This window comes from Christensenella hongkongensis, assembly GCF_000981035.1.
GTDB classification, from domain to species: domain Bacteria; phylum Bacillota; class Clostridia; order Christensenellales; family Christensenellaceae; genus Christensenella; species Christensenella hongkongensis.
Genome location: NZ_LAYJ01000133.1, coordinates 189,118 through 215,841 on the forward strand (window position 1 = coordinate 189,118; position 26,724 = coordinate 215,841).

General features: G+C 49.7%; 25 protein-coding genes and 1 riboswitch. Of the genes, 23 read left to right on the forward strand and 2 right to left on the reverse strand.

Going from position 1 to position 26,724, the window contains the following annotated elements:
- Window positions 1-5 precede the first annotated feature (5 nt).
- The 15 genes from CHK_RS15090 (at window position 6) to speE (ending at window position 17,877) form a co-directional block, all read left to right on the forward strand.
- Window positions 6-1,190, forward strand: a complete 1,185-nt coding sequence (locus tag CHK_RS15090) for a sugar ABC transporter substrate-binding protein (protein ID WP_046444883.1) — start codon at window positions 6-8, stop codon at window positions 1,188-1,190.
- Window positions 1,191-1,512: 322 nt separating this feature from the next.
- The gene (locus CHK_RS15095; protein ID WP_046444884.1) at window positions 1,513-2,502 is read left to right on the forward strand and encodes a sugar phosphate isomerase/epimerase family protein; all 990 of its coding nucleotides are present in this window, start codon (window positions 1,513-1,515) and stop codon (window positions 2,500-2,502) included.
- Between the two features lie 43 nt (window positions 2,503-2,545).
- Window positions 2,546-3,697 (forward strand): Gfo/Idh/MocA family protein, encoded by a 1,152-nt coding sequence (locus CHK_RS15100; RefSeq protein WP_197408944.1) that lies wholly within the window; start codon window positions 2,546-2,548, stop codon window positions 3,695-3,697.
- 23 nt (window positions 3,698-3,720) lie between these two features.
- Complete coding sequence (locus CHK_RS15105) at window positions 3,721-4,569, forward strand: sugar phosphate isomerase/epimerase family protein (RefSeq protein WP_046444886.1); 849 nt, start codon at window positions 3,721-3,723, stop codon at window positions 4,567-4,569.
- A 75-nt stretch (window positions 4,570-4,644) separates the two neighbouring features.
- Window positions 4,645-5,682 (forward strand): LacI family DNA-binding transcriptional regulator, encoded by a 1,038-nt coding sequence (locus CHK_RS15110; protein WP_046444887.1) that lies wholly within the window; start codon window positions 4,645-4,647, stop codon window positions 5,680-5,682.
- Between the two features lie 28 nt (window positions 5,683-5,710).
- Window positions 5,711-6,604 (forward strand): sugar phosphate isomerase/epimerase family protein, encoded by an 894-nt coding sequence (locus CHK_RS15115; RefSeq protein WP_046444888.1) that lies wholly within the window; start codon window positions 5,711-5,713, stop codon window positions 6,602-6,604.
- Between the two features lie 12 nt (window positions 6,605-6,616).
- Complete coding sequence (locus tag CHK_RS15120) at window positions 6,617-7,819, forward strand: cupin domain-containing protein (RefSeq protein ID WP_046444889.1); 1,203 nt, start codon at window positions 6,617-6,619, stop codon at window positions 7,817-7,819.
- Window positions 7,820-7,919: 100 nt separating this feature from the next.
- Window positions 7,920-8,993: a zinc-dependent alcohol dehydrogenase gene (locus tag CHK_RS15905; protein ID WP_160295700.1), complete on the forward strand. Its 1,074-nt coding sequence runs from the start codon at window positions 7,920-7,922 to the stop codon at window positions 8,991-8,993.
- Between the two features lie 121 nt (window positions 8,994-9,114).
- Entirely contained in the window at window positions 9,115-10,368 is a 1,254-nt protein-coding gene (locus tag CHK_RS15130; protein WP_197408942.1) for an oxidoreductase, read from the forward strand.
- A gap of 81 nt (window positions 10,369-10,449) precedes the next feature.
- Window positions 10,450-11,943 (forward strand): FGGY-family carbohydrate kinase, encoded by a 1,494-nt coding sequence (locus CHK_RS15135; RefSeq protein WP_046444891.1) that lies wholly within the window; start codon window positions 10,450-10,452, stop codon window positions 11,941-11,943.
- Between the two features lie 51 nt (window positions 11,944-11,994).
- On the forward strand, window positions 11,995-12,948 hold the full coding sequence (locus CHK_RS15140) for an AraC family transcriptional regulator (RefSeq protein ID WP_046444892.1): 954 nt from the start codon (window positions 11,995-11,997) through the stop codon (window positions 12,946-12,948).
- Between the two features lie 58 nt (window positions 12,949-13,006).
- Complete coding sequence (xylB, locus tag CHK_RS15145; RefSeq protein WP_046444893.1) at window positions 13,007-14,545, forward strand: xylulokinase; 1,539 nt, start codon at window positions 13,007-13,009, stop codon at window positions 14,543-14,545.
- A 43-nt stretch (window positions 14,546-14,588) separates the two neighbouring features.
- Window positions 14,589-16,070 (forward strand): L-fucose/L-arabinose isomerase family protein, encoded by a 1,482-nt coding sequence (locus tag CHK_RS15150; RefSeq protein ID WP_046444894.1) that lies wholly within the window; start codon window positions 14,589-14,591, stop codon window positions 16,068-16,070.
- Between the two features lie 183 nt (window positions 16,071-16,253).
- Window positions 16,254-17,009 carry an adenosylmethionine decarboxylase gene (speD, locus tag CHK_RS15155; RefSeq protein ID WP_046444895.1) on the forward strand — a complete coding sequence of 252 codons (756 nt, stop codon included), beginning with the start codon at window positions 16,254-16,256 and terminating at the stop codon, window positions 17,007-17,009.
- Complete coding sequence (gene speE / locus CHK_RS15160) at window positions 16,987-17,877, forward strand: polyamine aminopropyltransferase (RefSeq protein ID WP_046444896.1); 891 nt, start codon at window positions 16,987-16,989, stop codon at window positions 17,875-17,877. Before speD ends, speE begins: the two co-directional genes overlap by 23 nt.
- A gap of 197 nt (window positions 17,878-18,074) precedes the next feature.
- On the opposite strand, the gene CHK_RS15165 is transcribed toward speE, so the two are convergent.
- Together CHK_RS15165 and CHK_RS15170 are read right to left on the reverse strand one after the other, a co-directional pair.
- Window positions 18,075-18,605, reverse strand: a complete 531-nt coding sequence (locus tag CHK_RS15165) for a folate family ECF transporter S component (protein ID WP_046444897.1) — start codon at window positions 18,603-18,605, stop codon at window positions 18,075-18,077.
- Window positions 18,606-18,696: 91 nt separating this feature from the next.
- Window positions 18,697-18,793, reverse strand: a riboswitch (THF riboswitch).
- Between the two features lie 99 nt (window positions 18,794-18,892).
- Window positions 18,893-19,543, reverse strand: coding sequence for a TM7S3/TM198-like domain-containing protein (locus CHK_RS15170; protein WP_046444898.1), 651 nt, complete (start codon window positions 19,541-19,543; stop codon window positions 18,893-18,895).
- A 283-nt stretch (window positions 19,544-19,826) separates the two neighbouring features.
- Here CHK_RS15170 and rsxC point away from each other — a divergent pair, with 283 nt between their 5' ends.
- From rsxC to CHK_RS15210, 8 genes are all read left to right on the forward strand, one after another.
- Window positions 19,827-21,191, forward strand: coding sequence for an electron transport complex subunit RsxC (rsxC, locus tag CHK_RS15175; RefSeq protein ID WP_046444899.1), 1,365 nt, complete (start codon window positions 19,827-19,829; stop codon window positions 21,189-21,191).
- Window positions 21,192-21,240: 49 nt separating this feature from the next.
- A complete protein-coding gene (locus CHK_RS15180) occupies window positions 21,241-22,185 on the forward strand; it encodes an RnfABCDGE type electron transport complex subunit D (RefSeq protein WP_046444900.1) in 945 nt (314 codons plus the stop codon).
- A complete protein-coding gene (locus CHK_RS15185) occupies window positions 22,178-22,771 on the forward strand; it encodes an RnfABCDGE type electron transport complex subunit G (RefSeq protein ID WP_046444901.1) in 594 nt (197 codons plus the stop codon). Before CHK_RS15180 ends, CHK_RS15185 begins: the two co-directional genes overlap by 8 nt.
- A gap of 17 nt (window positions 22,772-22,788) precedes the next feature.
- The gene (gene rsxE / locus CHK_RS15190; protein ID WP_052740650.1) at window positions 22,789-23,433 is read left to right on the forward strand and encodes an electron transport complex subunit RsxE; all 645 of its coding nucleotides are present in this window, start codon (window positions 22,789-22,791) and stop codon (window positions 23,431-23,433) included.
- 5 nt (window positions 23,434-23,438) lie between these two features.
- Window positions 23,439-24,017 carry an electron transport complex subunit RsxA gene (rsxA, locus tag CHK_RS15195; protein WP_046444937.1) on the forward strand — a complete coding sequence of 193 codons (579 nt, stop codon included), beginning with the start codon at window positions 23,439-23,441 and terminating at the stop codon, window positions 24,015-24,017.
- 66 nt (window positions 24,018-24,083) lie between these two features.
- Window positions 24,084-25,064: an RnfABCDGE type electron transport complex subunit B gene (locus tag CHK_RS15200; protein WP_046444902.1), complete on the forward strand. Its 981-nt coding sequence runs from the start codon at window positions 24,084-24,086 to the stop codon at window positions 25,062-25,064.
- Complete coding sequence (locus CHK_RS15205) at window positions 25,061-25,624, forward strand: Maf family protein (RefSeq protein ID WP_046444903.1); 564 nt, start codon at window positions 25,061-25,063, stop codon at window positions 25,622-25,624. The genes CHK_RS15200 and CHK_RS15205 overlap by 4 nt, the downstream gene beginning before the upstream one ends.
- Before the next feature lie 260 nt (window positions 25,625-25,884).
- The gene (locus CHK_RS15210) at window positions 25,885-26,490 is read left to right on the forward strand and encodes a recombinase family protein (RefSeq protein WP_046444904.1); all 606 of its coding nucleotides are present in this window, start codon (window positions 25,885-25,887) and stop codon (window positions 26,488-26,490) included.
- Window positions 26,491-26,724: the final 234 nt, after the last annotated feature.

Consider the following 26,724-nt stretch of genomic DNA (forward strand, 5'->3'; position numbering starts at 1 on the left):
GAAAAATGAAAAAACTAATTGCAGTAGTAGTATGCGTGCTGATGCTCGCAACTGTATTTGCAGGCTGCGCGTCGGCTCCGGCGGAATCTTCGGCTCCGGCTGAGTCCTCGGCCCCGGCGGAATCTTCAGCTGCGGCTTCGGCTTCAAGCGAAGCGAGCAATACCGCCCAGGCAGGTAAAAAGCTTACAATCGGCTACTACAAAGACGGCCCGGACGACTATTACAAAGCTGGTTCCGATGTGTTTATCGCACTGGCAAACGAGGTTGGCTGGGAAGTAATCGACAAGACAGGCCAGGGCACGGCTCCCGAGCAGATTGCAGCGGTTGAGGACTTTATCACGACGGGCGTTGACGCGATCGTAGTGGTTCAGAACTCTCCGGAAGCGACTTCCGAATGTATCGATAAAGCAAATGCCGCAGGCATTCCTTACTTTGCGGCAACGCACATGCCTACTGTAAAATCCGGACAGGAGCTTGCAGGGTTCGTCGGCTATGATTTTGTTGAAGCAGGCGTTATGGGCGGCAAAGACGCTCTCGAAAAAGGCGTGAAAAAGGTAATCATGATCGAAGGCAAGCTGGGCCAGGGTACGGCTTCCGCGCAGACAGAAGGCTTTATCAAAGCTTATGTTGACGCTGGCAAGGACGTTGGCGACCTGTGGGTAGACGGCGCTCCGAACATTGACGGCAAGGGCGGCGCTGACCTTGAACTGGTTGCAAAGGCTTCCGGCGAGTGGTTTGCTGATCCGGCGAAAAAGGCAATGCAGGATGCAATCACCTCCCTTGGTAAGGATGGCTTTGACGGCGCTTACGTGCAGAACGATGAAATGATGGACGGCGCAATCCAGGCAATCAAAGAAGCTGGCCTTAACCCGGCAGACTACTGGCTCGGTTCTTCAAACGGTAAAGAGAAATCCTGGAAATGGGTTGAAGACGGTGAAATGACGATGGACGTTAACCAGACGCCTACGCTTGAAGCAGACATTCTCTTCCAGATGATCCAGCAGTATTTTGACGGAACGTTGAAGAAACCTTATGTAAATTCAGTGTTGAAGCCGTTCAATAAGGAAACGATGACGGATATGACGCTCATTCCTTACGCGCTTGACACATATATGGCTGACAGGGACAAATACACCATCAGCATCGACGACGCATCTGTTGTTGAAGTGGAAGGACTTGACGGAAAATAAACAAACCGGTCATACGGAAATAGAACCTTTGCGCTATCTCCCGTCCGCTTCGGCGGGCGGGAGGGCAGTGCAAAAAAACAAGGGCACAAAAATACTTTAAGCGAATAAATGGGAACTGGCACATGACGCAGATACGACCATGTACGCTGCACAAGGAAAAATTAGCTCGGGGAGAAAAGATAGATTCTTCCGGGGAACGGCAGTTTTTGGCAAATGGCAATCATTTGATAAACTGCAATTATGACGAAACAAATCTGAAATCATTTCAAGTTGATATAGAAAAAATCAAATAAAAGGACCAATAGCGAAGGGAGTAATGATTATGGCAAGACCGGTAACACTCATGACGGCGCAATGGGGCGACATGGACTTTGAAACGCTGTGCAAAACAGCAAAGGAAATGGGATATGACGGGCTGGAGATTATGTGCTGTTCTCATATCAATCCGGAGCGCGCGGCGAAGGATATGGAATATTGCAATTCGCTGAAAGCGACGATGGATCGATATGGGCTCAAAACGTGGGCGCTGGCAGCGCATATCGTTGGGCAGTGCGTAGGCGACAGGTGGGATCCGCGCCTGGATAACTTCGCTCCGGCAGAGCTTGCGGGAAAGCCGGAAGAAATTCGCAACTGGGCGGTCAAGACCATGAAATATGTACCGCAGGCAGCCAAAAACATGGGCGTGGACGTTGTGACGGGCTTTATGGGTTCGCCAATCTGGGCCTATTGGTACTCCTTCCCTCAGACGACGGAGGAAATGGTAGACCAGGGGTTCCGCGAGATCGTCGACCTGTGGACGCCGATTTTTGACGAGTTCGACAAATACGGCGTAAGGTTTGCGCTTGAGGTGCATCCAACAGAAATTGCATTTGACTATTATACCGCGGACCGCCTTCTGGAAGAATTTGATTACAGGGAGACGCTTGGATTCAATTTCGATCCGTCGCACCTTTTGTGGCAGGGCGTAAATCCGACTATTTTCCTGAGGGATTTTATCGACTCCGTATACCACGTGCATATGAAAGACGCCGCGGTTACGCTTGACGGCCGCGCAGGTATACTTGGCTCCTTTATTACCTTTGGCGATACGCGCCGCGGATGGAATTTCCGCTCGCTGGGACACGGCGATGTGGATTTTGAAGAAATCATTCGTGAGTTAAACCAATATGGCTATGAAGGGCCGCTGTCTGTAGAATGGGAAGACAGTGGAATGGAACGGATTTTTGGCGCGACAGAGGCGTGCGACTTTGTACGGAAAGTTGATTTTGCAGCATCGGATGTGGCGTTCGACAAGGCAATCGCAAACGACTGAAACATGGTTTCACACTAAAATGCGGATTCAAGGAGGATATAAAATGGAACGTAAATTGAGATATGGCATGATTGGCGGCGGCCCCGGCGCGTTTATTGGAGGAGTTCACCGTGCGGCTATACGACTGAATGACGAAGCGCAGCTTGTCGCGGGATGTTTCTCCTATATTGAAGAAGAACGCGAGCAGGCTGGACGCGAGCTTTGCATCGATCCGGAACGCAACTATTCGACCTTTGAGGAAATGGCGGAGGCGGAAGGAAAACGCGAAGATAAGATCGACTGGGTAGATATCGTAACGCCCAACCGGTTTCATTATCCCGCCGCAAAACTTTTTTTGGAGCAGGGGATTAACGTTGTGTGCGAAAAACCGCTGTGCTTTACCGTAGAAGAGGGCGAGGACCTGAAAAAGACGGCACGGGAAAACGGCTGCCTTTTCTGCGTCACATATACCTATACCGGGCACGTCATGGCACGGCAGGCACGTGCTATGATCGGGAAAGGGCAGATTGGCGATATCCGCATGGTTATGGCGGAATATCCGCAGGATTGGCTGCTGGATTCGCTGGAAACAATTACAGAAGATAACAGGCCGTGGCGTGCAGATCCAAAGCTATCAGGACGCGGCGCGTGCGTGGCAGACCTTGGCACGCACATTGAAAACTGGGTGAACTATGCCACGGGATTAAAAATTGACAGGCTTTGCTGCAACCTCGACGTGTTTGGCAAAGGCGGGGTGCTTGATAACAATGTGGAAGTCATGGTGAAATTCAAAGGCGGCGCTACAGGAATGTACTGGACGTCACAGGTAGCGATCGGGTTTGACAATGCGCTCAAAATCCGTATTTTCGGTGAGAAGGGAACCATAGAATTCGTGCAGGAGGAAAACAACTATTTGCGCGTTTCCATGCGCCACGAACCGCCGAAAATATACAGCCGCGGCTGCGGATACCTCGAGGAGGAGGCTGCAAAATATGTACGCGTTCCATGCGGGCATCCCGAAGGATTGACGGAAGCGTTTGCAAATATCTACAAGGATTTTTGCGCCGCTTTAAAGGACAAGCTTGCGGGCAGGGATGTGAATGAAGCGGATTACGGATATCCGACAATCGATATGGGGATCGAGGGCGTAGAATTTTCAAATAAATGCGTGGACAGCTCTGAAGCGGGCAGCGTATGGGTTAAGATGGAAAAGTAAAGAACACTCAGGAGGACAATGCAATGAAATTTGGAATTAACTCACTGGCATGGCAATCGCCGTTCAGCGATCCGGCAGGCCAGTTTGCCAAGGCAAAAAAATATGGCTGCGATATTTATGAAATCGCGGTGGAGGACTTTTCGACGATTGACGTTGATGCGGTTAATGCCGCAAAAAAGGAAACAGGGATTCAGACGCCTACCATTTGCGGCGCTTTTGGCGAAACAAGGGACGTATCGTCAGAAAATCCGCAATACCGTCAAACCGGATTACAGTATATTAAAGATATGACGGATTTTGCTGTAAAAATCGATTGCAAAGTGATTGCCGGGCCGCTGTATTCCGCGGTGGGCAAGGCACGGCAGATTTCTGAGGATGAAAAAAAGCAGCAATGGGATTGGGCTGTGGAAAATCTTAAAATTGCTGCAGAATACGCGCAGGACAAGGGAATTAAACTGGCGATCGAGCCGCTCAACCGTTTTGAAACAGATTTTATCAATACGGTGGAGCAAGGACTGGAGCTGATTGCAAGGATCGGTTATTCCAATGTGGGGTTCCTGCTCGATACGTTTCATATGAATGTGGAGGAAGCCGATATTCCGGGAGCGATCCGTTCGGCAAGGGGATTGATTATGGATTTGCATACCTGCGCGAACAACAGGGGGACTCCCGGACAGGACAACTTTGACTGGAAGGCGATTGCCGCGGCAATCAGGGACGCGGGTTATGACGATTATTGCGTCATTGAATCCTTTACGCCGGATTGTAAGGAGATTGCAAAAGCCGCGTCTGTGTGGAGGCCGTTTGCAAAATCACCGGAAGCGATTGCGGAAAACGGGCTGCCTTTTTTAAGGAAGGTATTCGCAGAATAAGCAGTTCAAAAATAAGGAAAGAGCACTCTGGAAGAACGCCTGTTTCAGGCGGCTGGAGAAACGTGGATAGGAAGAATGGCAGTTACGATCAAACAAGTCGCCGCTGCCGCGGGCGTGTCCCGCGGGACTGTAGACCGTGTTTTGCATAATCGCGGCGGTGTAAAGCCGGATGTGGAAAAGCATATCCGGAAAACGGCTGACAAAATGGGCTACTTTCCAAACCGGGCGGGAAAAATCCTGGCGGGACGAAAGCAGCCCCTTACAATAGGATATGTGCTCCCGAGTATCGGCAACCTGTTTTTTGAAGACGTCAAAACAGGGATACATACCGCCGAACGGGAAATGAAGGATTTTGGCGTTAACATTACAATCAAAGAAGTGCGCGGCTTTGACGTTAAGGACCACATCGGCGCGATCAATGCCATGATGGAGGAAAACCCAAGCGCATTATGTATATCGAGTATCGACCTTCCTGAAATCAGGAAATGCGTCAACAAAATCGTGAAAAAAGGAACGCCTGTTGTCGCAATCAACAATGACCTGAGCAATACGAAGCGACTGTGCTATGTGGGCAGCGACTATATTGTGTCCGGAAGGACTGCGGCAGGGCTTATGCTTTTATGCAGGTCGCGCAAAAAAGAGAATGTTTTAATCGCGACGGGTTCCCTGAACGTAAAAGGGCATAATGAGCGCATTCAAGGCTTTAACGAGGTGTTCCGCGAACGAAACGTACAATATCATCTGGAAGATCTTTTCGAGACGCAGGATGACAATGAAATTGCCTATTTCAAGGCAAAGAAAATGCTGGAAAGCCATCCGGACGTAGACTGGGTATATATCACCGCCGCGGGCGTGCAGGGCGTATGCCGCGCGATTGAAGAGCGTACGCAAGGGAAAGAAATTCGCGTCATTTGCTTTGATACCAATCAATATGTGAGGGATTATGTCGAGCGGGGGATCATCGATTATGTGATCTGCCAGGAACCGAAGGAACAGGGCTACCAATCTGTGAAGAAGCTGTTTGATTATTTTGTGGACGGCGCGAAGGGGCATGTGGATGATTACATTACAAAAGCAGTGATCAAAATCAATGAAAATATGAACTTTACATGAAAAGTATTGACAAGAAAGGGTGGAAAATATGAAAAAAGTATCGATAGGGAGCTGGGCGTATGTATTCGGAGCGTTTGAAAAAGATCCGGTTTTACTGCCGCAGCTGTGCGACAAACTGAACGAGCTGGGATTTGACGGAATCAGCATGGGCGGCTTTCGGCCGCATGCCAATCCTGAGCTTTACGACACTCCTGAAAAAAGGGAGGAATTGAAACAGCTTTTGAAAAAATATAATCTGGAGGTTGCTGATTTTGCCTGCGACCTGTGGAGTATTGACGCGCTGCAGCAAAGCGACGAATGGGTGAAGCTGTTTGAGAAAAATGCAGAATTTGCCTCGCAGATGGGTTTTCAGATCATCCGTGTGGATTCCGGCACGCCGCCCGTCCTTCCGGAGGGGATGAGCTATGCGCTTGCCCGTAAAAAAATTGTGGATAATTTCAAACGTATATCCAAAATTGCACAAAAATACGGCCTGCAGGTGGTATGGGAATTTGAACCGGGCTTTCTGATCAACGAACCCAAATATATTCTGGAAACATATGAGGCGGTAAACGAACCCAATTTCAGTATTTTGTTCGACACCTGCCACGGCTATATGTCGGCTGTTGTGGGCGCGCGCCACATTGAACCAAATAAGCTCGCGGGAGGGCTTGCGGAATTTGCAGAGATGCTCAAAGGAAAGATAGGGCTTGTGCACCTGATCGACTCGGACGGTACGCTGAATGAAGCGGAAACAAGCACGCACGCGCCGTTTGGCCTGGGAGCCATTGATTTCGACGAGATTATCCCGGTGCTGCTTGACAAAGCGGATTACAAGGGCGAATGGTGGGCGATAGACCTGTGCGAATGGCCGGATGCGTGGAATGTTACGGCGGATTGCAAGGCGTTTGTAGATAAATTGAACCAAGAGTATTGCGGCTGAAGGGAAATCAACATGGAGACAAAAAAAATCAAAGAAATACTGGAAAGCGGAGAGGGCATATTATCAATGGCCCCAAACTGGGTGCCGCGCCCGTTTAACAGGCCGGGCAAACGCATCCGTTTGCATCCTGACGATTATTATGCAATGGGATTAAAGCGCGGCGCGATTGTAGAACGCTGGTTTTCGTCTGTTACAAAGGTGGAAACGGACGGCGCGGGCGAATTTGAGGGGATGAGCTTTGTCAATACGGACGGGAATACCGGCCATCTGGTGCTTTTTAAGGATTTTGTAGATGAACTCGGAGCCGGATTGATTGGCGGTAAGCTGATGGACGAATATGGCACGTGGCCCATGTACTCAAAATTTTATGACTACAACGAGCCGCTTTTCCATCATGTGCATCATAAGGAAGAAGCCTGCGCAAAGGTTGGCGTCAAGCCAAAGCATGAGCATTATTTTTTCCCCAAGCAATACAACAATCATCTGGGCATTCGTCCGGTCAGCTATTTTGGCTTTGATCCCTCTGTCACAAAGGAGGAAGTCAAAGAGCGGCTTTCTAAATTCGAAACAGCGGATGGGCGGATACTGGAGCTTTCGCGTGCATTCCGGGTAGAGCTTGGAACAGGCTGGTTTACACCGGCAGGTATTGTTCACGCGCCGGGATCACTGTGCACCTATGAACCGCAATGGAACAGCGATGTTATGGCAATGTGGGAAAATATTGTGGAAGGCGAAGTATTTGACTATAGCAGCTTGTGCGGTTATGTGCCGGCAGGAAGCGAGCGTGATCTTGACGTTATCATGGACGCAGCCGACTGGGAGATGAATACGATCCCCAATTACCGTGAAAAATATTTCCGGCCTCCGGTACCGGACCACGCAGGCGAGGGATATGTGCAGAACTGGATTTGCTATGGCAACGACTTTATCGGGGCAAAGGAGCTTACGATAGAACCGGGCGCGCAGGTTACGATTAAAGACGCGGCGGCATACGGATGCCTTGCCGTACAGGGGCGCGGTGAATTTGGAAAATTTGTTGTCGAATCCCCAACGCTCATCCGTTACGGACAATTAACGGCGGACGAATTTTTCGTATCGCACGCCCGTGCAAAGGAAGGCGTTGTGATCAGGAACACGTCGCCTGTGGAGCCGCTTGTTATTCTCAAACATTTTGGGCCTGATTGCGGGATGCCGCAGATGAACGGGAAAAAGTGATATGCCAATCAACCAGGCGCAAAATTGGTAAAAGGATGGGGAGAGATCCCTTTTTCCGGGCGCTATGCAACGCGTTGCGGAAAACGGAGGAAAAAGAATCATGAAAATGAAAGTTCAGAATTTTTACGAACCGATGGTGATGAAGCTGGAGGAACATGACGTTCCACAGATCGCGGACAATGAGGTATTGATCAAGGTAAAAGCGGTAGGTATTTGCGGATCGGATATTTCGTATTATTACGGGCATAGCCCGCTTGATACACCGGATGGAAAAGGGCCGTTGTATTTGGGGCACGAGGCTTCCGGCGTTGTGGCAAAGGTGGGCGGCATCGCGCAAAAGCTAGGGCTGTTCCGGGAAGGAGACCGCGTCGCGGTGAACCCGGTACAGCAATGTAACGCATGCCCGGCCTGCATGCGTGGGGAATTCAATATATGCAGCCATTCTGAGGTCATTGGCGTTTCGGCGAACGGTTGTTTTGCGGAATATGTAAAGGTGAAATATACGCACGTTTATCACATACCGGACGAGGTGAGCTTCGAAGACGCCGCGCTTGCAGAGCCGCTTGCGTGCGCGACGCACAGTATAGAACTGCTCGATATCAGGCTTGGACAGACGGTTGTGGTATATGGAACGGGCGGAATCGGGCTCATGCAGGCACAGCTCGCAAAGGCGGCAGGCGCCGGTAAAGTGGTCGTTGTCGCAAGAAAGGATTACGGCCTGAACAAAGCGCTTGAATGCGGAGCGACACACGTTGTCAATAATTCGGACAGCAGCTCCAAATACTATGCCGCAGACGTTGCGGCGCGAATTATGGAAATCAACGGCGGCGACAAAGCGCCCCGCGCGATTGTTGCGACAAGCAACATGGAGGCCTTACAGGATGCGCTTTGCGTGACAGGCGGATGCTCGACGATCGTATTTTTTGGACTCCCGGGACCGGAGGATAAGCTGCAGGTGCCTGTTCTTGAAGCAATCCAGTCGGAACGCACGCTGAAATTTTCATGGCTTGCGCCTCTTGTGTGGAATGAGGTATTTGAGGTCATCGCTTCGGGACAGGTAAACCTGAAGCCGATCATTACCCAGCGTTTCACGCTTGAAGACGCGGAAAAGGGAATCGTATTCATGAAAGAATCAACGGAACCAAAGATCAAGGGCGTCGTACTGTTTGACTGATTAAAAGCCCGTTCCGAAACAAAGGGAAAGTCATCAATCAAACCGGAAAAATATATGATCCAATAAAAAACTACCTATTATGTTATAGGACGCGGCAGCGCTCATCAAAAAAGGAGAAAAAATGATGAATGAGGAACTGTTATTTACCCCTGTAAAAATCGGAAACAAGACTGCGCCCAACCGGATTGCCATCAATGCGATGGAATGCTGCGACGCGGACGAAAACGGAAATCCATCGGCAAGAACGTATGAACGCTATGAAAAGCTGTTCGACGGGGGCTCCGGGTTTATAGACCTTGAAGCGATTACCGCGCAATACGATAACATTTCGAGAAAAAACCAGTTGAGTATTTTGCCGCATAACCAAAAGGCGCTTACAGAGTTTGTCAGGCATATGAAGGAAATCAACAAGGATACGGTCTTTGTGTTCCAGCTTACCCATTCGGGCGAGATCAGCCATCCAACCCTGTCAAAAAGGATTCGCGTTACAAAAGAACCGCTTTATGGATATGAGGACGCGCGCCTGATTGGCGAGGATGAAGTGGAACGGATCATGGACGAGCTTGTGCTTGCGGCAAAAATTGCCCATGACGCGGGCGCGGACGGGATTGACATGAAATTCTGTCACGGATATCTGGGTTCGCAGATTTTAAGGCCGTTTAATAAACATAACTGGAAGTATGGCGGAGCATGGGAAAACCGCAGACAATACGCGTTTGACCTTACCGAGCGCGTCATAAAGGAAATCAACGATCCGAATTTTATCGTAGGCTCAAAGGTTTCTATTTATGAGGGCTTTCCGGGAGGACAGGGCACTGCGGGACCGGATACGGCGCTCATGGACCTTACGGAATCGATTGACCTTTTAAAAGGACTCGAGGAGCGCGGGGCGAGTTATGTTATCCAGTCGGCGGGATCGCCCTCCCATACGCTTGCGCTTTCGCAGCCGGACAAGAAGCTGCCGGATTATGGCTACCTGCACCAATATTTCCAGAAGGTATGCCGCGATAACCTGAAACCTGAGACAGTGGTCATCGGTTCTGCGTACAGTATTTTCAGGAATGGAAAAGGGACGAATTTCCAGGCGGTTGCGCCGGAAAAGAACAGCGTGCGGTATTGGGGAAACAAGAACATTGAGCAGGGCGTTGTGGACATGATATGCCTTGGACGGCAATCGTTTGCAGATCCGTATGTGGCAAAGAAAATGGCGGAAGGCCGTGAAGACGAGATCAAATGGTGTACGGCCTGCGATAATTGTATCGAGTTTTTGATTCGTCAGGAAAACGTGGGATGCTCTACTTATAATCCACCATATACAAAGCGCATGGCGGAGATTCGCGCGGAAAAAGGTCTACTGAAAGAAAAGCATACCTGATGCACCAATCATAATCCAATGCGCAAAAGAGAACCGCCAGCGGCTCTCTTTTGCGCATTATTGCGAGCGGGAGGACAGAAAATGAATGTTTGTGGGCTGGACGTTGGTACGAGCGGCGTGAAGGCTGTCGTTTTTGACGAGAAGGGAGCCGGCATAGCGAATGCGTACCGCGCTTATGAAACGCAGATTGATCCGGACGGAAAAAGAGGGCTTGATGCACGCCGTTTGTGGGAAAAGACAAAAGAAGCGCTTGCCTGCGTATGCGCGCAGACAAACGGTGACATTGCGGCGATTGCAGTAGCATCTTTTGGAGAAGCGTTTGTGCTTCTTGACGAGCACGACGGGGTATTGCACGACATTATGATTTACACCGACCGCAGGGGAGAAAAGGAATTTCTGCGTGAAGCGGAAAAAACGTCGCAGGAAGAAGTCGCCTGTGTTTGCGGGTTGCCGTTTTCCCCCACATACAGCGTATCCAAGCTGCTTTATTTAAAGGAGTGCAGGCCGAAGCTTTATAACAGGGCGAAGAAGGTGCTGTTTATTGAGGATTATGTGGGGTATCTGCTGAGCGGGGAACGGGCGGTCGATTATTCGGTTGCTTCGCGCTCCATGCTCCTGGATGCAAAAAATTGTTGCTGGAGCAGCATCATGATGAATCAATTTGGGATAGAAAAGGCGTTGTTTTCCCAAACGGTAGCTGCGGGTACGGTCATCGGGACGATAAAAAAAGAAATTGCGCAAGAGCTTGGTGCGTCGGCGTCTATGAAGATTGTCGCAGGAATACACGATCAGCCCGCGTCCGCCATTGGAGCGGGACTAAGGGAAGGAAGCGTCGCGTGTTCGATGGGGACTTCAGAATGTATGACGCCTGTATTCAGCGGTATGTTTCCGGTGAAGGTGACCGCACGGCAGGGATTGTGTTCGGAGCCGGTGTGGGAGAAAGAAAAATACTGCACGCTTGCTTATAACCCGTCAAGCGGTCTTCTGATCGAATGGTTTTTTAAAACATTTGCCGCCGCGGAGACGCAGCAACACGGCGCGCCGTATGCGCTGTTTGAAGAACATTTTCCACCGCAGCCTACAAAAATCATGATACAGCCGTATCTGGCGGGGAGCGGAACGCCGTATCTGGATTATCTTGCGAGGCTTGGAATAGCGGGGATAGGGCTGGAAACCACGCGTTTTGATTTATACCGTGCGATGCTCGAAGGTTTGGCGCTGGATCAGTGCCTGAATCTTGAAACAATCACCAGACAGGGCGTTGCGGCGCAAAGCCTGATGTGCGTGGGCGGCGGCAGCAGGAGCAGGCCATGGCTCCAGGTGAAGGCGGATGTGATGCAAATACCTGTTTCAACACTCGATTGCGGCGAGGCGGGCGCGCTTGGATGCGCGGCCTTATGTGCGGTTGCCACAGGCGTATACGCAAGTGTGGAGGAAGCAGCTCAAAATATGTCGCGTGTGAAAGAAGTGCTTGAACCAAATAAAGGAAACCGGGAATTTTATCGCGAGAAATTTGAACAATACCGCTTACTGCACACCCATCTCAGGGAAGAATCAGAATACGCGTGCCGGTAAGAAGAGATCCAGATTACGGCATTCAAGGGCAGGTTTACGGAGCATTTTCTCATGGATATGGAAAGGCGTGTTTGGGAGAAGGTCATGGAATACGAATTTATCAAACATATTGCGGGAACGGGCCTCAAAACATTTGTGGTGGCGATCAACTGGCGTGAATTGCATTTTCACAATGATATGGAATTGCTGCTGGTGCTTGACGGAAGCGTCAGCATGGATGATGGAAAACAAAGGTACACCCTGAAAAAGAATGATATTTTCCTGAGCAACAAAAATGCAATCCACAGCCTGAGGCGTACGCATGAGGATAATTTATTGATGGTGATCCAGTTTGATCCAAACCTTTGCAAGGAATATTATCCAAAAATACCACGGGTGCGGTTTTCCCAAAACCATATCAAAAAGGATTCCGACGGGCAGTACTGGGAAATGCTGTATCGTTGCATGCGCGAAATCGTTTCCTGCTATTCCCAAAAACACGACGGTTTTGCAATCGAAATGATGTCCATCCTCAATCACATGTTGTTCTGTATGCTGCAAAACGACCAATATACGATTCTGGACGAAAAAACAGCTGCTGCTGAAAACCGCAACATGGAAAGGCTGCGGCGCGTGATCGAATTTGTAAGGGAAAATTATATGTATCCCATCACGCTAAAGGAAATTGCAGAAAAGGAAAAGCTGGATATGTGCTATCTTTCGCATTTTATCAAAGCGCACCTTGGGATATCCTTCCAGAATTACCTGAACCGGATGCGTGTAGAAAAAGCGGAATACCTCTTGCTGCATACCGATCTCAGCCATATTGATATTTGCATGGAATGCGGTTTTTCCGACTACAAATATCTCAATAAGACGTTTGAGAAGGGGTTTGGTTGCTCTCCTGCCGATTACAGGGAGAAATACCGGACATGCTCTATGCGGGTAGACGAGCAAAATGAACAGCATATTGTTATGGAGGTTAGCCGCGCCTTCCGTTTTTTTGGCGGGCACAGCATATGCTGATTATGATATGAAATGATTCGGAAGATGGCGCAGGAAAACCGGCGCCGGGGAGGTACTAATGAGTTACTTGATTGGAATAGACGTAGGGACGTCCGGGACAAAAACGGTCCTGTTTGACGAAACGGGCGAAGCAAGGGCAAGCGCAACGATGGAATACCCGCTCTACCAGCCCAAAAACGGCTGGGCAGAGCAGGATCCGCACGACTGGTGGAACGCCGTGTGTAAAACCGTCCCGGACGTGATCAGAAAATCCGGCGTGCAGGCGGCTGAAATAAAGGGAGTCGGGCTTTCCGGACAGATGCACGGGCTCGTTATGCTTACAAAGGATGGCGAAGTAATTCGCAATTCCATCATCTGGTGCGACGGCAGGACGGGCGACGAATGCGCCTATATCACAAAAACGATAGGCAAGGAACGGCTGGTAGAGCTATCGGCCAATCCCGCCCTTACGGGTTTTACGGCAGGAAAGATTTTATGGGTACGCAACAACGAGCCGCAAAACTATGAACGCTGCGCGCATATCCTTTTGCCAAAGGATTACATCCGTTATATGCTGACGGGTGAGTTTGCAACGGAGGTAAGCGACGCGTCCGGGATGAACCTGATGGATATCCCGGCGCGCACGTGGTCGGATGAGATTTTAAACAAGCTGGAAATTGACCAATCGATGCTGGGCAGGCTGTATGAGTCCTGTGAAGTCACAGGGGCTATCACCGGAGAGGCGGCGAAACTGACCGGATTACAACCCGGCACGCCTGTTGTGGGCGGCGCAGGAGATAATGCGGCGGCGGCCGTCGGCACGGGCGTTGTAAAGCAGGGAAAGGCGTTTATAACGATCGGCACCTCCGGCGTAATATTCGCACATTCTGAGCGCGTGGCAATCGATCCTGAGGGACGGGTGCATACCTTTTGCGCTGCGGTGCCGGGCGCGTGGACAGTAATGAGCTGTACGCTCGCAGCAGGCCTCTCCTTAAAATGGTACCGCGACCATTTCTGTAAAGCGGAAATGGAGGCGGCGGAAGGCATGGGCGTGGATTCGTATCTGCTGCTCAATGAACAGATTGCCAGAGTGCCGATTGGAGCAGATAAATTAATTTTTGCGCCCTACCTGATGGGGGAACGGTCGCCGATCCTGGATGAAAATGCACGGGGTGTATTTTTGGGGCTGTCTGCCCGGCATACGAAATATAATTTGCTGCGCGCTGTGATGGAAGGCGTTACATTTTCGCAGAAGGAATGTTATAACATTTTATGCGGGATGGGCGTTCCGTTTTCAGAAATGCTGGCAACCGGCGGCGGGGGAAAAAGCCCGTTGTGGAGGCAGATGATCGCGGATGTTTGCGGCTGTAATGTAACGACGCTCAAAACGCAGGAAGGCCCCGCGCTGGGCGCTGCGATTCTTGCGGGAGTGGGAGCGGGCGTTTATGGGAGCGTGCAGCAGGGCTGCGAAGCGGTTATCCGTACTGGCACAGTGCAAAAGCCGGTTACGGAAAACAGTGCTGAATATGAAAAATATTACCGCATATACAGGGAAATATATCCAGGCCTGAAAGAGCAGTTCAGGGCGCTGGCAGACATGGAAGGAACAGGGGATTGACTTTAAATCATTAAAATTGACAATAGGCAAGGAGGGTAATGAAATGATGAAAAATATGCCGGAGGTAAAACTCGGCGTGATTGCGGTAAGCAGGGATTGCTTTGTCATATCGCTGTCCGAAAGGAGAAGAAGCGCCGTGGTGGAGGCGTGCAGGAAAGAGCAGGGCATTGATGTTTTTGAAGCGAAGACAACGGTGGAAAATGAAACCGATATGCTCAAAGCCGTCGATGAGGTAAAGGCTGCGGGCTGTAACGCGCTCATGGTGTTCCTTGGGAATTTCGGGCCGGAAACGCCGGAAACATTGATCGCAAAGAATTTTAAAGGGCCTGTGATGTATGCGGCTGCAGCGGAAGAAGGGGACTTAATCCAGGGCAGGGGAGACGCATACTGCGGGATGCTGAACTGCTCTTATAACCTGGGCCTTCGCAACCTGAGGGCAGTGATCCCGGAATACCCTGTGGGTACGGCGGCAGATGTCGCGCGTATGGTCGCGGATTTTATACCAACCGCAAGGGCGATTATTGGGATTTCTTCCCTTAAAATCATAACCTTTGGGCCGAGGCCGCAGGACTTTTTTTCGTGCAACGCGCCCATCAAAGGGTTATACGATATGGGGATAGAAATCGAAGAGAACTCAGAGCTGGATTTGCTTGTTTCCTACCGCAAGCACGAGGGCGACGACCGGATCAACGGCATCGTTGAGGACATGGCGCGGGAACTGGGAGCCGATGGCAACCATTACCCGGATTTATTGCCGCGCATGGCACAGTTTGAGCTGACGCTTCTGGACTGGATGAACGACCATAAAGGCGCCTGCGAATATGTGGCCTTTGCAAACAAATGCTGGCCAGCGTTCCCGACGGAATTTGGCTTCGAGCCATGCTATGTCAACAGCAGGCTGGCGTCAAGGGGGATTCCTGTGGCGTGTGAGGTGGATATTTATGGCGCGCTTTCCGAATACATCGGCGCGTGCGTTACGCAGGATGCGGTTACGCTTCTGGATATCAACAATTCTGTGCCGGAAGACCTTTTTGAACAGGATATCAAAGGAAAGTATGATTATACCATAAGGGATACCTTTATGGGCTTCCATTGCGGGAATACGCCTTTCTGCAAGCTTTCGGAAGGAGCGGTGAAATACCAGCTGATCCAGAACAGGCTGCTCGAGGACGGCGGCGAGCCGGATGTAACGCGGGGAACGCTTGAAGGGGACATTGCCCCCGGCGAAATCACATTTTTCCGTATCCATTCCAATGCGGACACCAGGATGCAGGCATATATCGCGCAGGGAGAGGTCCTGCCGGTGGCGACGCGTTCCTTTGGAGGAATTGGTATATTTGCAATTCCGCAGATGGGGCGTTTTTACAGGCACGTACTGATCGAAAAACACTATCCGCACCATGGCGCGGTTGCGTTTGGGCATGTGGGTAAAACATTGTACACGGTCATGAATTACCTCGGCGTGGAGGATATTGCGTTTAACCATCCTGCCGGAATGCTTTATAAAACGGAAAACCCATTCTGAGAGTTTGCCGGAAACATGGCGGGGACACAAAAAGAAACAGGCGCACAATATACAAGACGCAGCGTGAAAAATCCGCTGCGTTTTTTATGGGGCAAAATTTTGTTTGTGGCAAACAAGCAGATAGGTGTTTTAATTTCATGAATAATAGTGATATAATAGGTAAATCACAGGCGCATGGGAGGAATGGCGTTGCAAAAGCTCAAGCTCTATGGATTCAACAACCTGACAAAAACGTTGAGTTTTAATTTATACGATATCTGTTATGCAAACACAGTAAAGGACAGGCAAAGCTACATAGAATATATCGACGAATACTATAATGCGCAGCGGCTGACTGCGATTTTAAAAGACGTCGCAAAGCGGATTGGCGCGCATGTGCTGAACATTGCCCAGCAGGATTATGAGCCGCAGGGGGCGTCGGTCACGATGCTCATTGCGGAGGAAGAAATTCCCGCGAGCCTCGTTGGGCATCTCGATAAAAGCCATCTAACCGTGCATACCTATCCGGAAAGCCATCCGCACAACGGCGTGTGCACTTTCCGTGCGGATATCGACGTTTCTACCTGCGGGGAGATATCGCCGCTCAACACGCTGGAAAAGCTGATCAAGAGCTTTGATTCTGATATCATAACAATGGATTACCGTGTGCGCGGCTTTACGCGCAGCGAAAGCGGCGGGAAGATTTTTATGGACCACGATATTATGTCCATCCAGGATTTTATCCCGCATGATATTTTGAAAAAATACGATACCTACGATGTGAATTTATATGAGGAACGTATTTTCCACACGAGTATGATGCTCAGGGAATATGATCTGGATAATTACCTGTTCAATCTGGATGCGGTTGATTTAAAGGAGAAGACGCGCAGCAGGATCGAGCGGAACCTGGAGCGCGAAATGCAGGAGATTTTTTATGGCAAAAATTTCGAAGGATAACTGGTTTTACGAATATTTTACGGATAGCGCAAAATTTGGAATCAAAATCAGGGAACATTTGGTCGACACAAAGAGCGAGTTCCAGAAAATTGATTTTTACGATTCTTATGAATTTGGAAGGTTTTTTACGCTGGACGGGTTTATCATGATGACACAGCGGGACGAATTTATTTACCACGAAATGCTGGTACACGTGCCCATGGCTGTGAAGCCGGACGTGAAGCGTGTGCTTGTGATCGGCGGCGGCGACGGCGGCGCTGTGCGCGAGCTGACGCGTTATAGGACGATTGAAAAGATCGACATGGTGGAAATTGACGAAAAGGTGGTTTCCCTTTGCAGGGAGTATCTGCCACAGACGGCGGGAAAACTTGACGACGGGCGGGTAACGCTGCATTTTTGCGACGGGATTGCGTTTGTGCGGGATGCGAAGGAGCAATATGATCTGGTTTTGGTAGATTCCACAGATCCTGTCGGCGTGGGAGAGGGGCTTTTCTCCATGCGGTTTTATGAGGACTGCTTTCGCCTGCTTACGGAGGACGGCGTGATGATCAATCAGCACGAAAGCCCCTATTATGAAGGCGACGCGCTGGAGATGGAGCGCGCGCACAAAAAGCTTGCCGCGGTATTCCCTGTGTGCAGGGTGTATCAGTTCCATATGCCGACCTATGCGTCCGGGCACTGGCTGTTTGGGTTTGCGTCCAAGAAAAAGGATCCGCTTGTTTTTGATGAAGCAGCCTGGAACGCACTTGGAATCGAAACAAATTACTACAATACAAAGCTTCACAAAGGGTGCTTTGCATTACCAACTTATGTGCAAAGGCGGCTTCACAAAGCGGAGGAGGAAACAATAAAAAAGGAATGTGAATAATTTCATAATTTATTCATAAAATACCCCTTGCCAAATAACAGAAACTGTTATAGAATAAGAGCATATCTTAGAGCGATTTAAGATATGTCAATCCCCACCCTTTTATTATTTTTTGGAAGACCGATTCGTAAGAATCGGTTTTTCTCGTCTCTGGACAAAAAAAGAGGCCGCGGATGTGCGGCCTTTTCCTTTTTGGTTCAAGTCGTTACAAGCGGCCTGTATATTTTATCCTTGTTGCGCAGCAGAACATACATGACGCAGATATAAACAGCGCAGGTAATGTATGTTGTGGGCAGGCGCGATATCATCAGCTCCAGATACGGCGCGCCCAAAAACAGCGACAGCCAGAATGTGTTGAGAAGCGCCGAAAAAACGGTTTGGATCACTAAAATCGAGATAAAAACCTTGGGAAAGGAAATTTTTTCCTTTTTGTAAAAAAGCAATCCCGCAGCAATACCGTAAAGAGCCATTGTGAGGGCGAGGCCCGGATTAAACGCGCCGCCTGGATTAAAGGGGTTTACAAAAAATGATATAAAATTTGATAAAAAACCGATAACACCTCCGGCGACCGGCCCCAAAATCGCGCCGGCGAACATCACGGCAATGGGCGCAAGGGAAAGCTTGATCTGCGGGCCCAGATAGGGCGAAAAGATACCAAGGATGATTGCAATCGCAATCAACGCGGCGTAATAGACAATACGCATTGTTTTTGATGAAATTCTGGACATAAAAAAATACCTTCCTTTCGTAAAAAAATGGCACGCCTCTACAAAAGAAAGATATTGCCCGCACGACGCACAACCGGCGGATTCTTTTGTGAGCAGCGGACGCAGTTTTGAACCGCAAGGCCAAAGGCCTTTTCGTTATAAGGCGACATCCCATCCTTATACACTTGACGCGCAAAACCTACTCTGCACATTTTTATGGAGTTGTACGGATAAAGCGTTCTCTCCTTTATCCGTATCCCAGTATACCACCGTAATGATTACGTGACAACAGGGAATTTTATTTTGCGCTATTTCCTGCGGCTTGGAGCGGTAAACCTGTACTGCGCCACCATTCCGGCAATCGCAAACACAGCGGTGGGAATGACGAGCGCCCACGTAGCTCCCGCGGGAAAAATACTGATCGACTCAAACACCTGCTGGTAGTTGCCCCAGGTGATGGTGGATAGAAGTCCTGAATTGAAAAACAGGCCGATGATGATGCCCACTGTGTGGATAATGGTGTATCCGCCGAAAATAGCCGAGAAAATAATTACAAAATGCCGCTGTGAGGCAAGCGTGATCGCACCGAACACCACAAACAGCCCAAGGCCGATAATGAACAGCGTCATTGGATCCATCGAGGAGAACGTTTCAGCGAAGCCGCTGCGCAGCAGGCCATAAACGAGCAGGCCGACAATACCGCCTACTACGAATATTGCAAATTTGATAAAGAAAAACGATAACAATGCAAAAACAAGGCCTATAATCAGGCTGATCAGCCAGAGCCAGTTGGTTGCGTCCGGCAAATAGGTGCCCACAAGGGTATAAGAATAGTACGCGCCCATGAAGAAGGCATACAGGAAAATAATGACCTTCAGGTATTTGTAGCCCCAAAAACAATACAGGATTCCTAGGACAAGGGCAATCAATAATATAATAATTGGGACAATTCCGTTCATAAAAAAGACCTCCGCTTCTTTCATTATTATAAAGCAGCGGTCATATGATTTCAATAAAATCGATTCTTAATAATTTTTTACGAAACAATTTTACATTTATGTCGATATAAATAAAATAGGCCTGAAAAATCCAGTATCCCTGAAAGGCCTGAAAAACAATGAGAAAACAGCGCAGGAAGGCGTGCCTTGCAGATTCATATGAAAAAAATTGATTAACACTTTAGAAAAAAAAGCCGTTGTGCTATAATGATTTTTAGCGTTTAGCAAATTGGGGGAGGTTACTATGAGCCTTACGTTTAAGGGCGGCGTTCATCCGCTCAAAGAAATATATGAAGGAAAGAAACTGACCGAGAAGTGTGCGATCGAGGAAATGCCCGCAGGGCATATCGTAAAAATTCCGCTTTCGCAGCATGTCGGCGCGCCCGCGGAGCCGATTGTCAAGACGGGCGAGCGCGTTCTGTTGGGTCAGAAAATAGCCGAAGCGCAGGGGTTTGTGAGCGTGCCGGTGCACGCAAGCGTTTCAGGCGTGGTGATGGAGATTACGCAGATTACCGGTGCGAACGGAAAACCGGTTCAGGCAATCGTGATCGAAAATGATTTTAAGGATGAAGCGCTCCCCTTCCGGGAAGAGGATATTGAGGCGCTTTCTGCGCAGGAGATTATTGAACGCATCAAGGAGGCCGGTAATGTCGGTATGGGCGGGGCAACCTTTCCAACGCATGTGAAATTATCGCCGCCAGAAGGAAAAAGCGTAAACCTGCTGATTTTAAACGGCGCGGAATGCGAGCCGTTTTTGACTGCGGATTACCGCCTGATGGTGGAATGCCCCAAGCGTGTGATTATGGGTGTGAAGATATTGATGCGCGCCCTTGGAATCAAAAAAGCGATTGTAGGGATTGAAGACAATAAGCCGGAGGCGATTCAGAAAATGACCGCGGCGGTGGATACCCACGCCATCCGGGTTGTCGACGTGGAAACAAAATACCCGCAGGGCTCTGAAAAGCAACTGATTAACGCAATTACAGGCCGTGTCGTACCGGCGGGAGGACTGCCGATGGACGCAGGCGTAGTGGTGGTGAACGTCGGATCGGCAAAGGCGATTGCAGATGCGTTTTGCGTAGGAGAGCCGCTTTACCGCCGCGTTGTGACAGTGAGCGGCGCGGTTAAAAATCCCAAAAACCTGTTGGTGCGTTTTGGCGTAAGCGCGCGGGAGGTGCTCGAATATGTGGGCGGACCATCGAGCGAACCCTTGAAAATTCTTTCCGGCGGGCCAATGATGGGGCTGCCGCTGCCTACGCTTGATTGCGTGGTCACGAAAGGTTTTTCCGGGCTCGTGGTTCTGGATTCGCAGTATACCAAAAAGCAGAAGGAAACAAACTGCATCAAATGCGGAAAATGCGCGGACGTATGTCCGATGAATTTAATGCCTATGATGATTTCCGCCTCCGCTGTTTTTGAAGATTTTGAAAAAGCGGAGAAATATAACGCGATGGACTGCATGAGCTGCGGCTGCTGCAGTTATATCTGCCCGGCTAAAAAACCGATTGCCCAGAATATTAAGTTTGCAAAGGACATGATCAGCGTGCAGCGCATGAAGGAACGGCGCAAAGCCGAACAGGAAAAGGCGGAGCGCGAAGCGGCAGAGTAAATGAGTTATTAAAAAATTATTGGATAAAAGAATCGAGAAAGGAAATGCTATGCAACAAGAGTTGATTTTATCTGGTTCGCCGCATATCAAATCAAACCAAAGCACCACGCGTATTATGCTTGACGTCCTGATTGCGCTTATTCCGGCGTGCGTTGCCGCGGTTTATTTCTTTGGTATCGGCTGCATTACGACCATCGCATTATGTGTGGGCAGTGCGGTTGGCTGCGAAGCTGCAATTCAGTTTTTCACAAAAAAAGCGGTCACGATCAGTGATTTATCCGCAGTGGTAACAGGCGTCCTGCTGGCGCTGAACCTGCCGCCGAATGTACCGTGGTACCTTCCGGTGTGCGGGAGTGCGTTTGCGATCATTATCGTGAAACAGTGCTTTGGAGGCCTCGGACATAATTTTATGAATCCCGCGCTTGCGGCGCGCTGCTTCCTGCTGATTTCATGGCCGGTCGCAATGACGACGTTTATCGCCCCGTTTGCAGGTGTGGACGCCGTGGCCAGCGCAACCCCGCTTGCCGCATTGAAGGAGGGCGCGACCACAGCGCCGGCGCTCTACGATATGTTTATTGGCAATATCGGCGGCAGTATGGGGGAGACAAGTGTGCTCGCGCTCCTGATTGGCGGGGTATACCTGATGATACGCAAGGTTATTTCCGTGCGGATACCGCTTGCCTACCTTGGCACCGTCGCGCTGATTACGCTTTTAACCGGCAAGCCGGAAATGATCTTATTTGAGCTGTTTGCGGGCGGGCTGATGCTCGGCGCGTTTTTTATGGCGACGGATTATGTTTCGTCTCCGTCCTCTCCAAAAGCGCAGATTGTATTTGGGATTGGCTGTGGTGTAATCACAATGGTCGTCAGGCTGTGGGGCGGCTATCCGGAGGGCGTATCCTTCTCCATATTGTTTATGAACCTTTTGACGCCGCTGCTTGATAAGGCGCTGCGTCCCAAGGTGTTCGGGGAGGTGCAAAAGGTCAATGAATAAAGCAAAGAATGACAGCATTTTTAACCTTACCCTGCGGCTTGTGATCATTACGGTATGCGCAGGCCTCATATTAGGGCTTGTGTACGGGATCACAAAGGGGCCGATCGAGCAGCAGGAGATCAAAAAAGCGACGGAAGCACGCCAGATGGTGCTGCCGGACGCGACTGATTTCAAACAGATTGCGCTCGACGGAATCGATTACGACAGGGAAAAATATTCCGATATACAGGAAGTTTATGAAGGAACGGCAAACGGACAGGCAGTCGGCTATACGTTTTCTATCGTCACCAAGGGTTATAAGCCCGGGCTTTCGCTGACGATCGGCCTTTCCACGGATGGAAAGGTAATGGGCGTTACCATTGTCAGCCACGATGAAACGCCGGGCCTTGGAGCAAATGCGACAAAGCCGGATTTTCTCGACCAGTTTATCGGTACGGACGGGCCGCTTACCATAGGTAAAACGCCCAGTGGAGCGGAAAATGAAATACAGGCGCTTACCGGCGCGACAATCACGAGTAAGGGCGTTACAAACGCCGTTAATCTTGTGCGTGAATTCTCTGAGCAGTATCTCGGAAAGGGGGCGTGAGCAAGGTGGATAAGAAAATGATGAAAGGCGTTTTTGTAAACGGTATCCTGAATGAAAATCCAACGTTCCGCCTGGTGCTTGGAATGTGCCCGACAATCGCCGTTACGACCTCTGTGACAAATGCGCTTGGCATGGGCGCGGCGGTTATATTCGTGCTGATGTGCTCGAATATGCTGATTTCCCTGCTGCGGAACTTTATACCGGAAAAAGTGAGGATTCCATGCTACGTCGTGGTGATCGCGATGTTTGTTACGGTGGTACAGATGGTGCTGAAGGCCTTTATTCCGGCGCTCGACGCTTCGCTTGGAATTTTTATCCCGTTGATTGTGGTAAACTGTATTATTCTTGCGCGCGCGGAAGCATTTGCGGCAAAGAACAGCGTAATACCTTCCATGATAGACGGGATCGGCATGGGCGTAGGCTTCACTTGCTCGCTTTCGTTGATTGCTATGGTACGTGAGTTGCTTGGAGCAGGCTCGCTTTTCGGCATTTCCGTATTTGGGGCGGATTACCCGCCGGCACTGATGTTTATCCTCGCGCCTGGTGGATTCCTGGTACTCGGACTGTTGCTCGCGCTGATCAATAAAATTGTGCTGATGCGCGAGAAAGTGCAGCCAAAGAAAAAAGAAGAAGCAATCGAAGCAGGGGAGGTGCGTGAATAATGGATATGTTTATTCGAATTCTAACCATCCTTTTGAGCTCGATTTTGGTCAACAACTTTGTACTGTCGCGCTTTTTGGGAATATGCCCGTTCCTCGGCGTATCGAAAAAGGTGGAAACGGCAGTTGGAATGGGTATGGCAGTTACATTTGTCATGGCAATGGCGTCGCTGATTACGTGGCTGGTGCAGTATTACGTATTGGTGCCGCTGGGTGTGGGATATATGCAGACGATTGCCTTTATCCTTGTAATCGCGGCCCTTGTACAGCTGGTGGAAATGGTTTTGCAAAAAACAAGCCCGGGGCTGTACCAGAGTTTGGGGGTATATTTGCCGCTGATTACGACGAACTGTGCGGTGCTCGGAGTTGCGATCCTCAATATCACGGAAAATTATAACCTTGTGGAATCCCTTGTAAACGGTGTGGGCGGAGCGCTTGGGTTTACGCTTGCAATCGTTCTGTTTGCGGGAATACGTGAGCGTCTGGAGTTGTCGTCGATACCAAAGCCGTTCCAGGGTTTCCCGATTGCCCTCATAACTGCGTCGCTGATGAGCGTTGCGTTTATGGGCTTCTCAGGGCTGGTGTAGGTCTGGGATTTTTACAGGCGAAGTAAAAAACAGGAAAGCAAACAAACGAAGAGGGTATAGGTAATTATGTTTGAGCCGATTATTTGGTCAATAGTAGTATTAGGAGGGCTTGGAGCCGTTTTTGGCATTATGCTGGGCGTGGCCTCCAAGAAATTTGCTGTGGAAAAAGATGAAAAGGTAGTCCTGGTACGTGAAAACCTGCCGGGCGCAAACTGCGGGGGCTGCGGTTTCCCGGGATGCGACGGTCTGGCGGAAGCGCTTGGGGCAGGCAAGGCGGAGGTGAGCGCATGCGCTGTGCTCTCTTCGGACAAGGCAAAGGACATTGCGGAGATACTGGGTGTTTCCGTCGGTGAAATGAAGCCGAAGATTGCACGTATCATGTGCCTTGGAAGCGAAGGACACTGCAAGAATAAATTTGAGTATGACGGCGCGCTTGATTGCCGTGCGGCATATTCGATCGCCGGTGGCTTTAAAGCCTGCAAGTTTGCGTGCCTTGGACTCGGAACGTGCGCGAAGGTGTGCAAATTTGACGCAATCACAATGGGCCCGGACGGGATTGCGTTTATCGACGAAGACAAGTGCACGGGCTGCGGACGGTGTGTGGAGCAGTGCCCGCAGAGCTCGATTGCGGTGCTGGAGCGCGACGTAGACGTTTATACGGCGTGCACCAATACAGGCAGGGGCAGGGAAGTCATGGAAAACTGCAGTGCGGGCTGTATTGGCTGTGGAAAATGCGCGAGCCTGTGCCCGTTTGGAGCGATTACAATGGAAAACAACCTGCCGGTGATCGACATGGACAAATGCAGGAGCTGTTGGCTTTGCGTGGAGCAATGTCCGCGCAAATGTATCTTAACGACAAAATCCGACTTGAAAGCGAAGATCAACCCGCAAAAGTGCGTTGGCTGTACGCAGTGCGCGAAGGCATGCCCGTTCGGTGCAATCGAAGGGGAATTGAAAATGACGCATAAGGTGACAGACCTGTGCCGCGGATGCGGCTTGTGTGAAGAAGCGTGCAAGCTGGATGCGATCAGCATGGTGGCAAAATGATCATCCTGGCCTCGGCTTCCCCGCGCAGGGAAGAGCTGCTGCATCTGATTACGGACGATTTTAAAGTAGTGGTAAGCTGCGTGGATGAAGACGCACAAATTGCAGACGCCAAAAAACTTGTGCGCTTTCTGGCCGAGAAAAAAGCGGCGGACGTTGCGCGCAGCAATCCCCACGATGTGGTGATCGGCGCGGACACAGTCGTAGAGGCGGGCGGAGAAATATTCGGCAAACCCGCAGGCCTTGCGGATGCGCGCAGGATGATTGGAGCAATGTCCGGGCAAACGCACTTTGTGCATACCGGTGTTTGTGTCATCAAAGGGGATGTGCGCGTGAGCGAGGTGTGTTCCACCGCAGTAACTTTCAACACGGTCGGCAAAGAGGAACTGGAGCATTACCTGCGTACGGAGGACATCATGGATAAGGCGGGCGCTTACGCCATTCAGGGCGGCGCCGCGAAATTTATAGCCCGTATAGAAGGCTGCTTTTTTAACGTGGTAGGGTTGCCCGTTTCAAAGCTCTATCAAATATTACAGCGATTTAACGAAAAGCAGGTTATGTAAAACTTACGATAAATCGCTTGCATATGCAATTTATACCAACAGTTTGTAACCAACCTTTTGACAAATTGCTATAAAATGGATGCGGTAGATTAAAATTTTATCTTTAAAAAGTAAGTACAAAGTTGGAAATACGCTGTAAACCAGCGTATTTTTTTATGCGCTAAAAAAGGCTGCGTGCGTACAAATGTTCTTTTAATGCCGAATTGTCACGAAAGATGATATTCTGTGGAGTGCCGGATCAAAATACAGGAGGTTAAAAAATGGGCACTTACGGCTATGCGAGAGTCTCTACAAAGGATCAGAATGAGGACAGGCAAATGATCTCGCTGCTGGGATTTCCGGTGGCAAAAAAGAATATTTATCTGGATAAGCTGAGCGGAAAGGATTTTAACCGGCCGCAATATAAAAGGCTTATCAGGAAGCTGAAAAAAGGTGATTTACTGGTCATACACTCCATTGACCGCCTCGGGCGGAATTATGAGGAGATTATCGATCAATGGCGGATGATTACCAAGGAAAAAGGCGTGCAGGTCGTCGTACAGGATATGCCGCTGCTCGATACGCGGCAGGGAAGGGATCTTACGGGAACGTTGATTGCGGATATTGTATTGCAGCTATTGTCTTATGTGGCGCAAACCGAGCGCGAAAATATCCGCCAAAGGCAGGCGGAGGGAATTGCCGCCGCCCATCGGCGCGGGATACGCTTTGGGCGGCCCCAAAAAGAGATGCCTGCTGATTTTGCGGATATTTACAATATCTGGAAGGAAGGCAAAATCAGCGGAAGAGAGGCGGCGCGCAGGCTTTATATTACGCATAACACATTTTTCAAATGGGTAAAAATTGTTGAAAATAATAAAAAGAAGTGACAAAAAAAGTAGACTTTTGCGATCAGTAAATTTTTTGCGATTTATTAAGTAGACTTTTATAGCCATATGAATTATACTGATAAAAAAGATTAAAAGATTAAATATCGGGGCATTTTTGGGGGAAATGCAGCAAAATGCCCGGATTTATTAATTGGTCAAAAAAGTCTACTTTTTTTGTCACTTCTTTTTATTATTTTCAACAATTTTTACCCATTTGAAAAATGTGTTATGCGT

Excerpts from the sequence above, each read along its gene's own strand:
- CHK_RS15090 (WP_046444883.1), top strand. The coding sequence starts at position 6 with ATGAAAAAACTAATTGCAGTAGTAGTATGCGTGCTGATGCTCGCAACT.
- CHK_RS15115 (WP_046444888.1), top strand. The coding sequence starts at position 5,711 with ATGAAAAAAGTATCGATAGGGAGCTGGGCGTATGTATTCGGAGCGTTT.
- CHK_RS15170 (WP_046444898.1), bottom strand. The coding sequence starts at position 19,543 with ATGAACGGAATTGTCCCAATTATTATATTATTGATTGCCCTTGTCCTA.
- rsxA (WP_046444937.1), top strand. The coding sequence starts at position 23,439 with ATGTTTATTCGAATTCTAACCATCCTTTTGAGCTCGATTTTGGTCAAC.
- CHK_RS15135 (WP_046444891.1), top strand. The coding sequence starts at position 10,450 with ATGAATGTTTGTGGGCTGGACGTTGGTACGAGCGGCGTGAAGGCTGTC.
- CHK_RS15150 (WP_046444894.1), top strand. The coding sequence starts at position 14,589 with ATGATGAAAAATATGCCGGAGGTAAAACTCGGCGTGATTGCGGTAAGC.
- CHK_RS15140 (WP_046444892.1), top strand. The coding sequence starts at position 11,995 with ATGGATATGGAAAGGCGTGTTTGGGAGAAGGTCATGGAATACGAATTT.
- CHK_RS15130 (WP_197408942.1), top strand. The coding sequence starts at position 9,115 with ATGATGAATGAGGAACTGTTATTTACCCCTGTAAAAATCGGAAACAAG.
- CHK_RS15120 (WP_046444889.1), top strand. The coding sequence starts at position 6,617 with ATGGAGACAAAAAAAATCAAAGAAATACTGGAAAGCGGAGAGGGCATA.
- speE (WP_046444896.1), top strand. The coding sequence starts at position 16,987 with ATGGCAAAAATTTCGAAGGATAACTGGTTTTACGAATATTTTACGGAT.
- CHK_RS15100 (WP_197408944.1), top strand. The coding sequence starts at position 2,546 with ATGGAACGTAAATTGAGATATGGCATGATTGGCGGCGGCCCCGGCGCG.
- CHK_RS15165 (WP_046444897.1), bottom strand. The coding sequence starts at position 18,605 with ATGTCCAGAATTTCATCAAAAACAATGCGTATTGTCTATTACGCCGCG.
- xylB (WP_046444893.1), top strand. The coding sequence starts at position 13,007 with ATGAGTTACTTGATTGGAATAGACGTAGGGACGTCCGGGACAAAAACG.
- CHK_RS15205 (WP_046444903.1), top strand. The coding sequence starts at position 25,061 with ATGATCATCCTGGCCTCGGCTTCCCCGCGCAGGGAAGAGCTGCTGCAT.
- CHK_RS15095 (WP_046444884.1), top strand. The coding sequence starts at position 1,513 with ATGGCAAGACCGGTAACACTCATGACGGCGCAATGGGGCGACATGGAC.
- CHK_RS15905 (WP_160295700.1), top strand. The coding sequence starts at position 7,920 with ATGAAAATGAAAGTTCAGAATTTTTACGAACCGATGGTGATGAAGCTG.
- CHK_RS15110 (WP_046444887.1), top strand. The coding sequence starts at position 4,645 with ATGGCAGTTACGATCAAACAAGTCGCCGCTGCCGCGGGCGTGTCCCGC.
- CHK_RS15180 (WP_046444900.1), top strand. The coding sequence starts at position 21,241 with ATGCAACAAGAGTTGATTTTATCTGGTTCGCCGCATATCAAATCAAAC.
- CHK_RS15210 (WP_046444904.1), top strand. The coding sequence starts at position 25,885 with ATGGGCACTTACGGCTATGCGAGAGTCTCTACAAAGGATCAGAATGAG.
- speD (WP_046444895.1), top strand. The coding sequence starts at position 16,254 with ATGGCGTTGCAAAAGCTCAAGCTCTATGGATTCAACAACCTGACAAAA.
- rsxE (WP_052740650.1), top strand. The coding sequence starts at position 22,789 with ATGATGAAAGGCGTTTTTGTAAACGGTATCCTGAATGAAAATCCAACG.
- rsxC (WP_046444899.1), top strand. The coding sequence starts at position 19,827 with ATGAGCCTTACGTTTAAGGGCGGCGTTCATCCGCTCAAAGAAATATAT.
- CHK_RS15200 (WP_046444902.1), top strand. The coding sequence starts at position 24,084 with ATGTTTGAGCCGATTATTTGGTCAATAGTAGTATTAGGAGGGCTTGGA.
- CHK_RS15185 (WP_046444901.1), top strand. The coding sequence starts at position 22,178 with ATGAATAAAGCAAAGAATGACAGCATTTTTAACCTTACCCTGCGGCTT.
- CHK_RS15105 (WP_046444886.1), top strand. The coding sequence starts at position 3,721 with ATGAAATTTGGAATTAACTCACTGGCATGGCAATCGCCGTTCAGCGAT.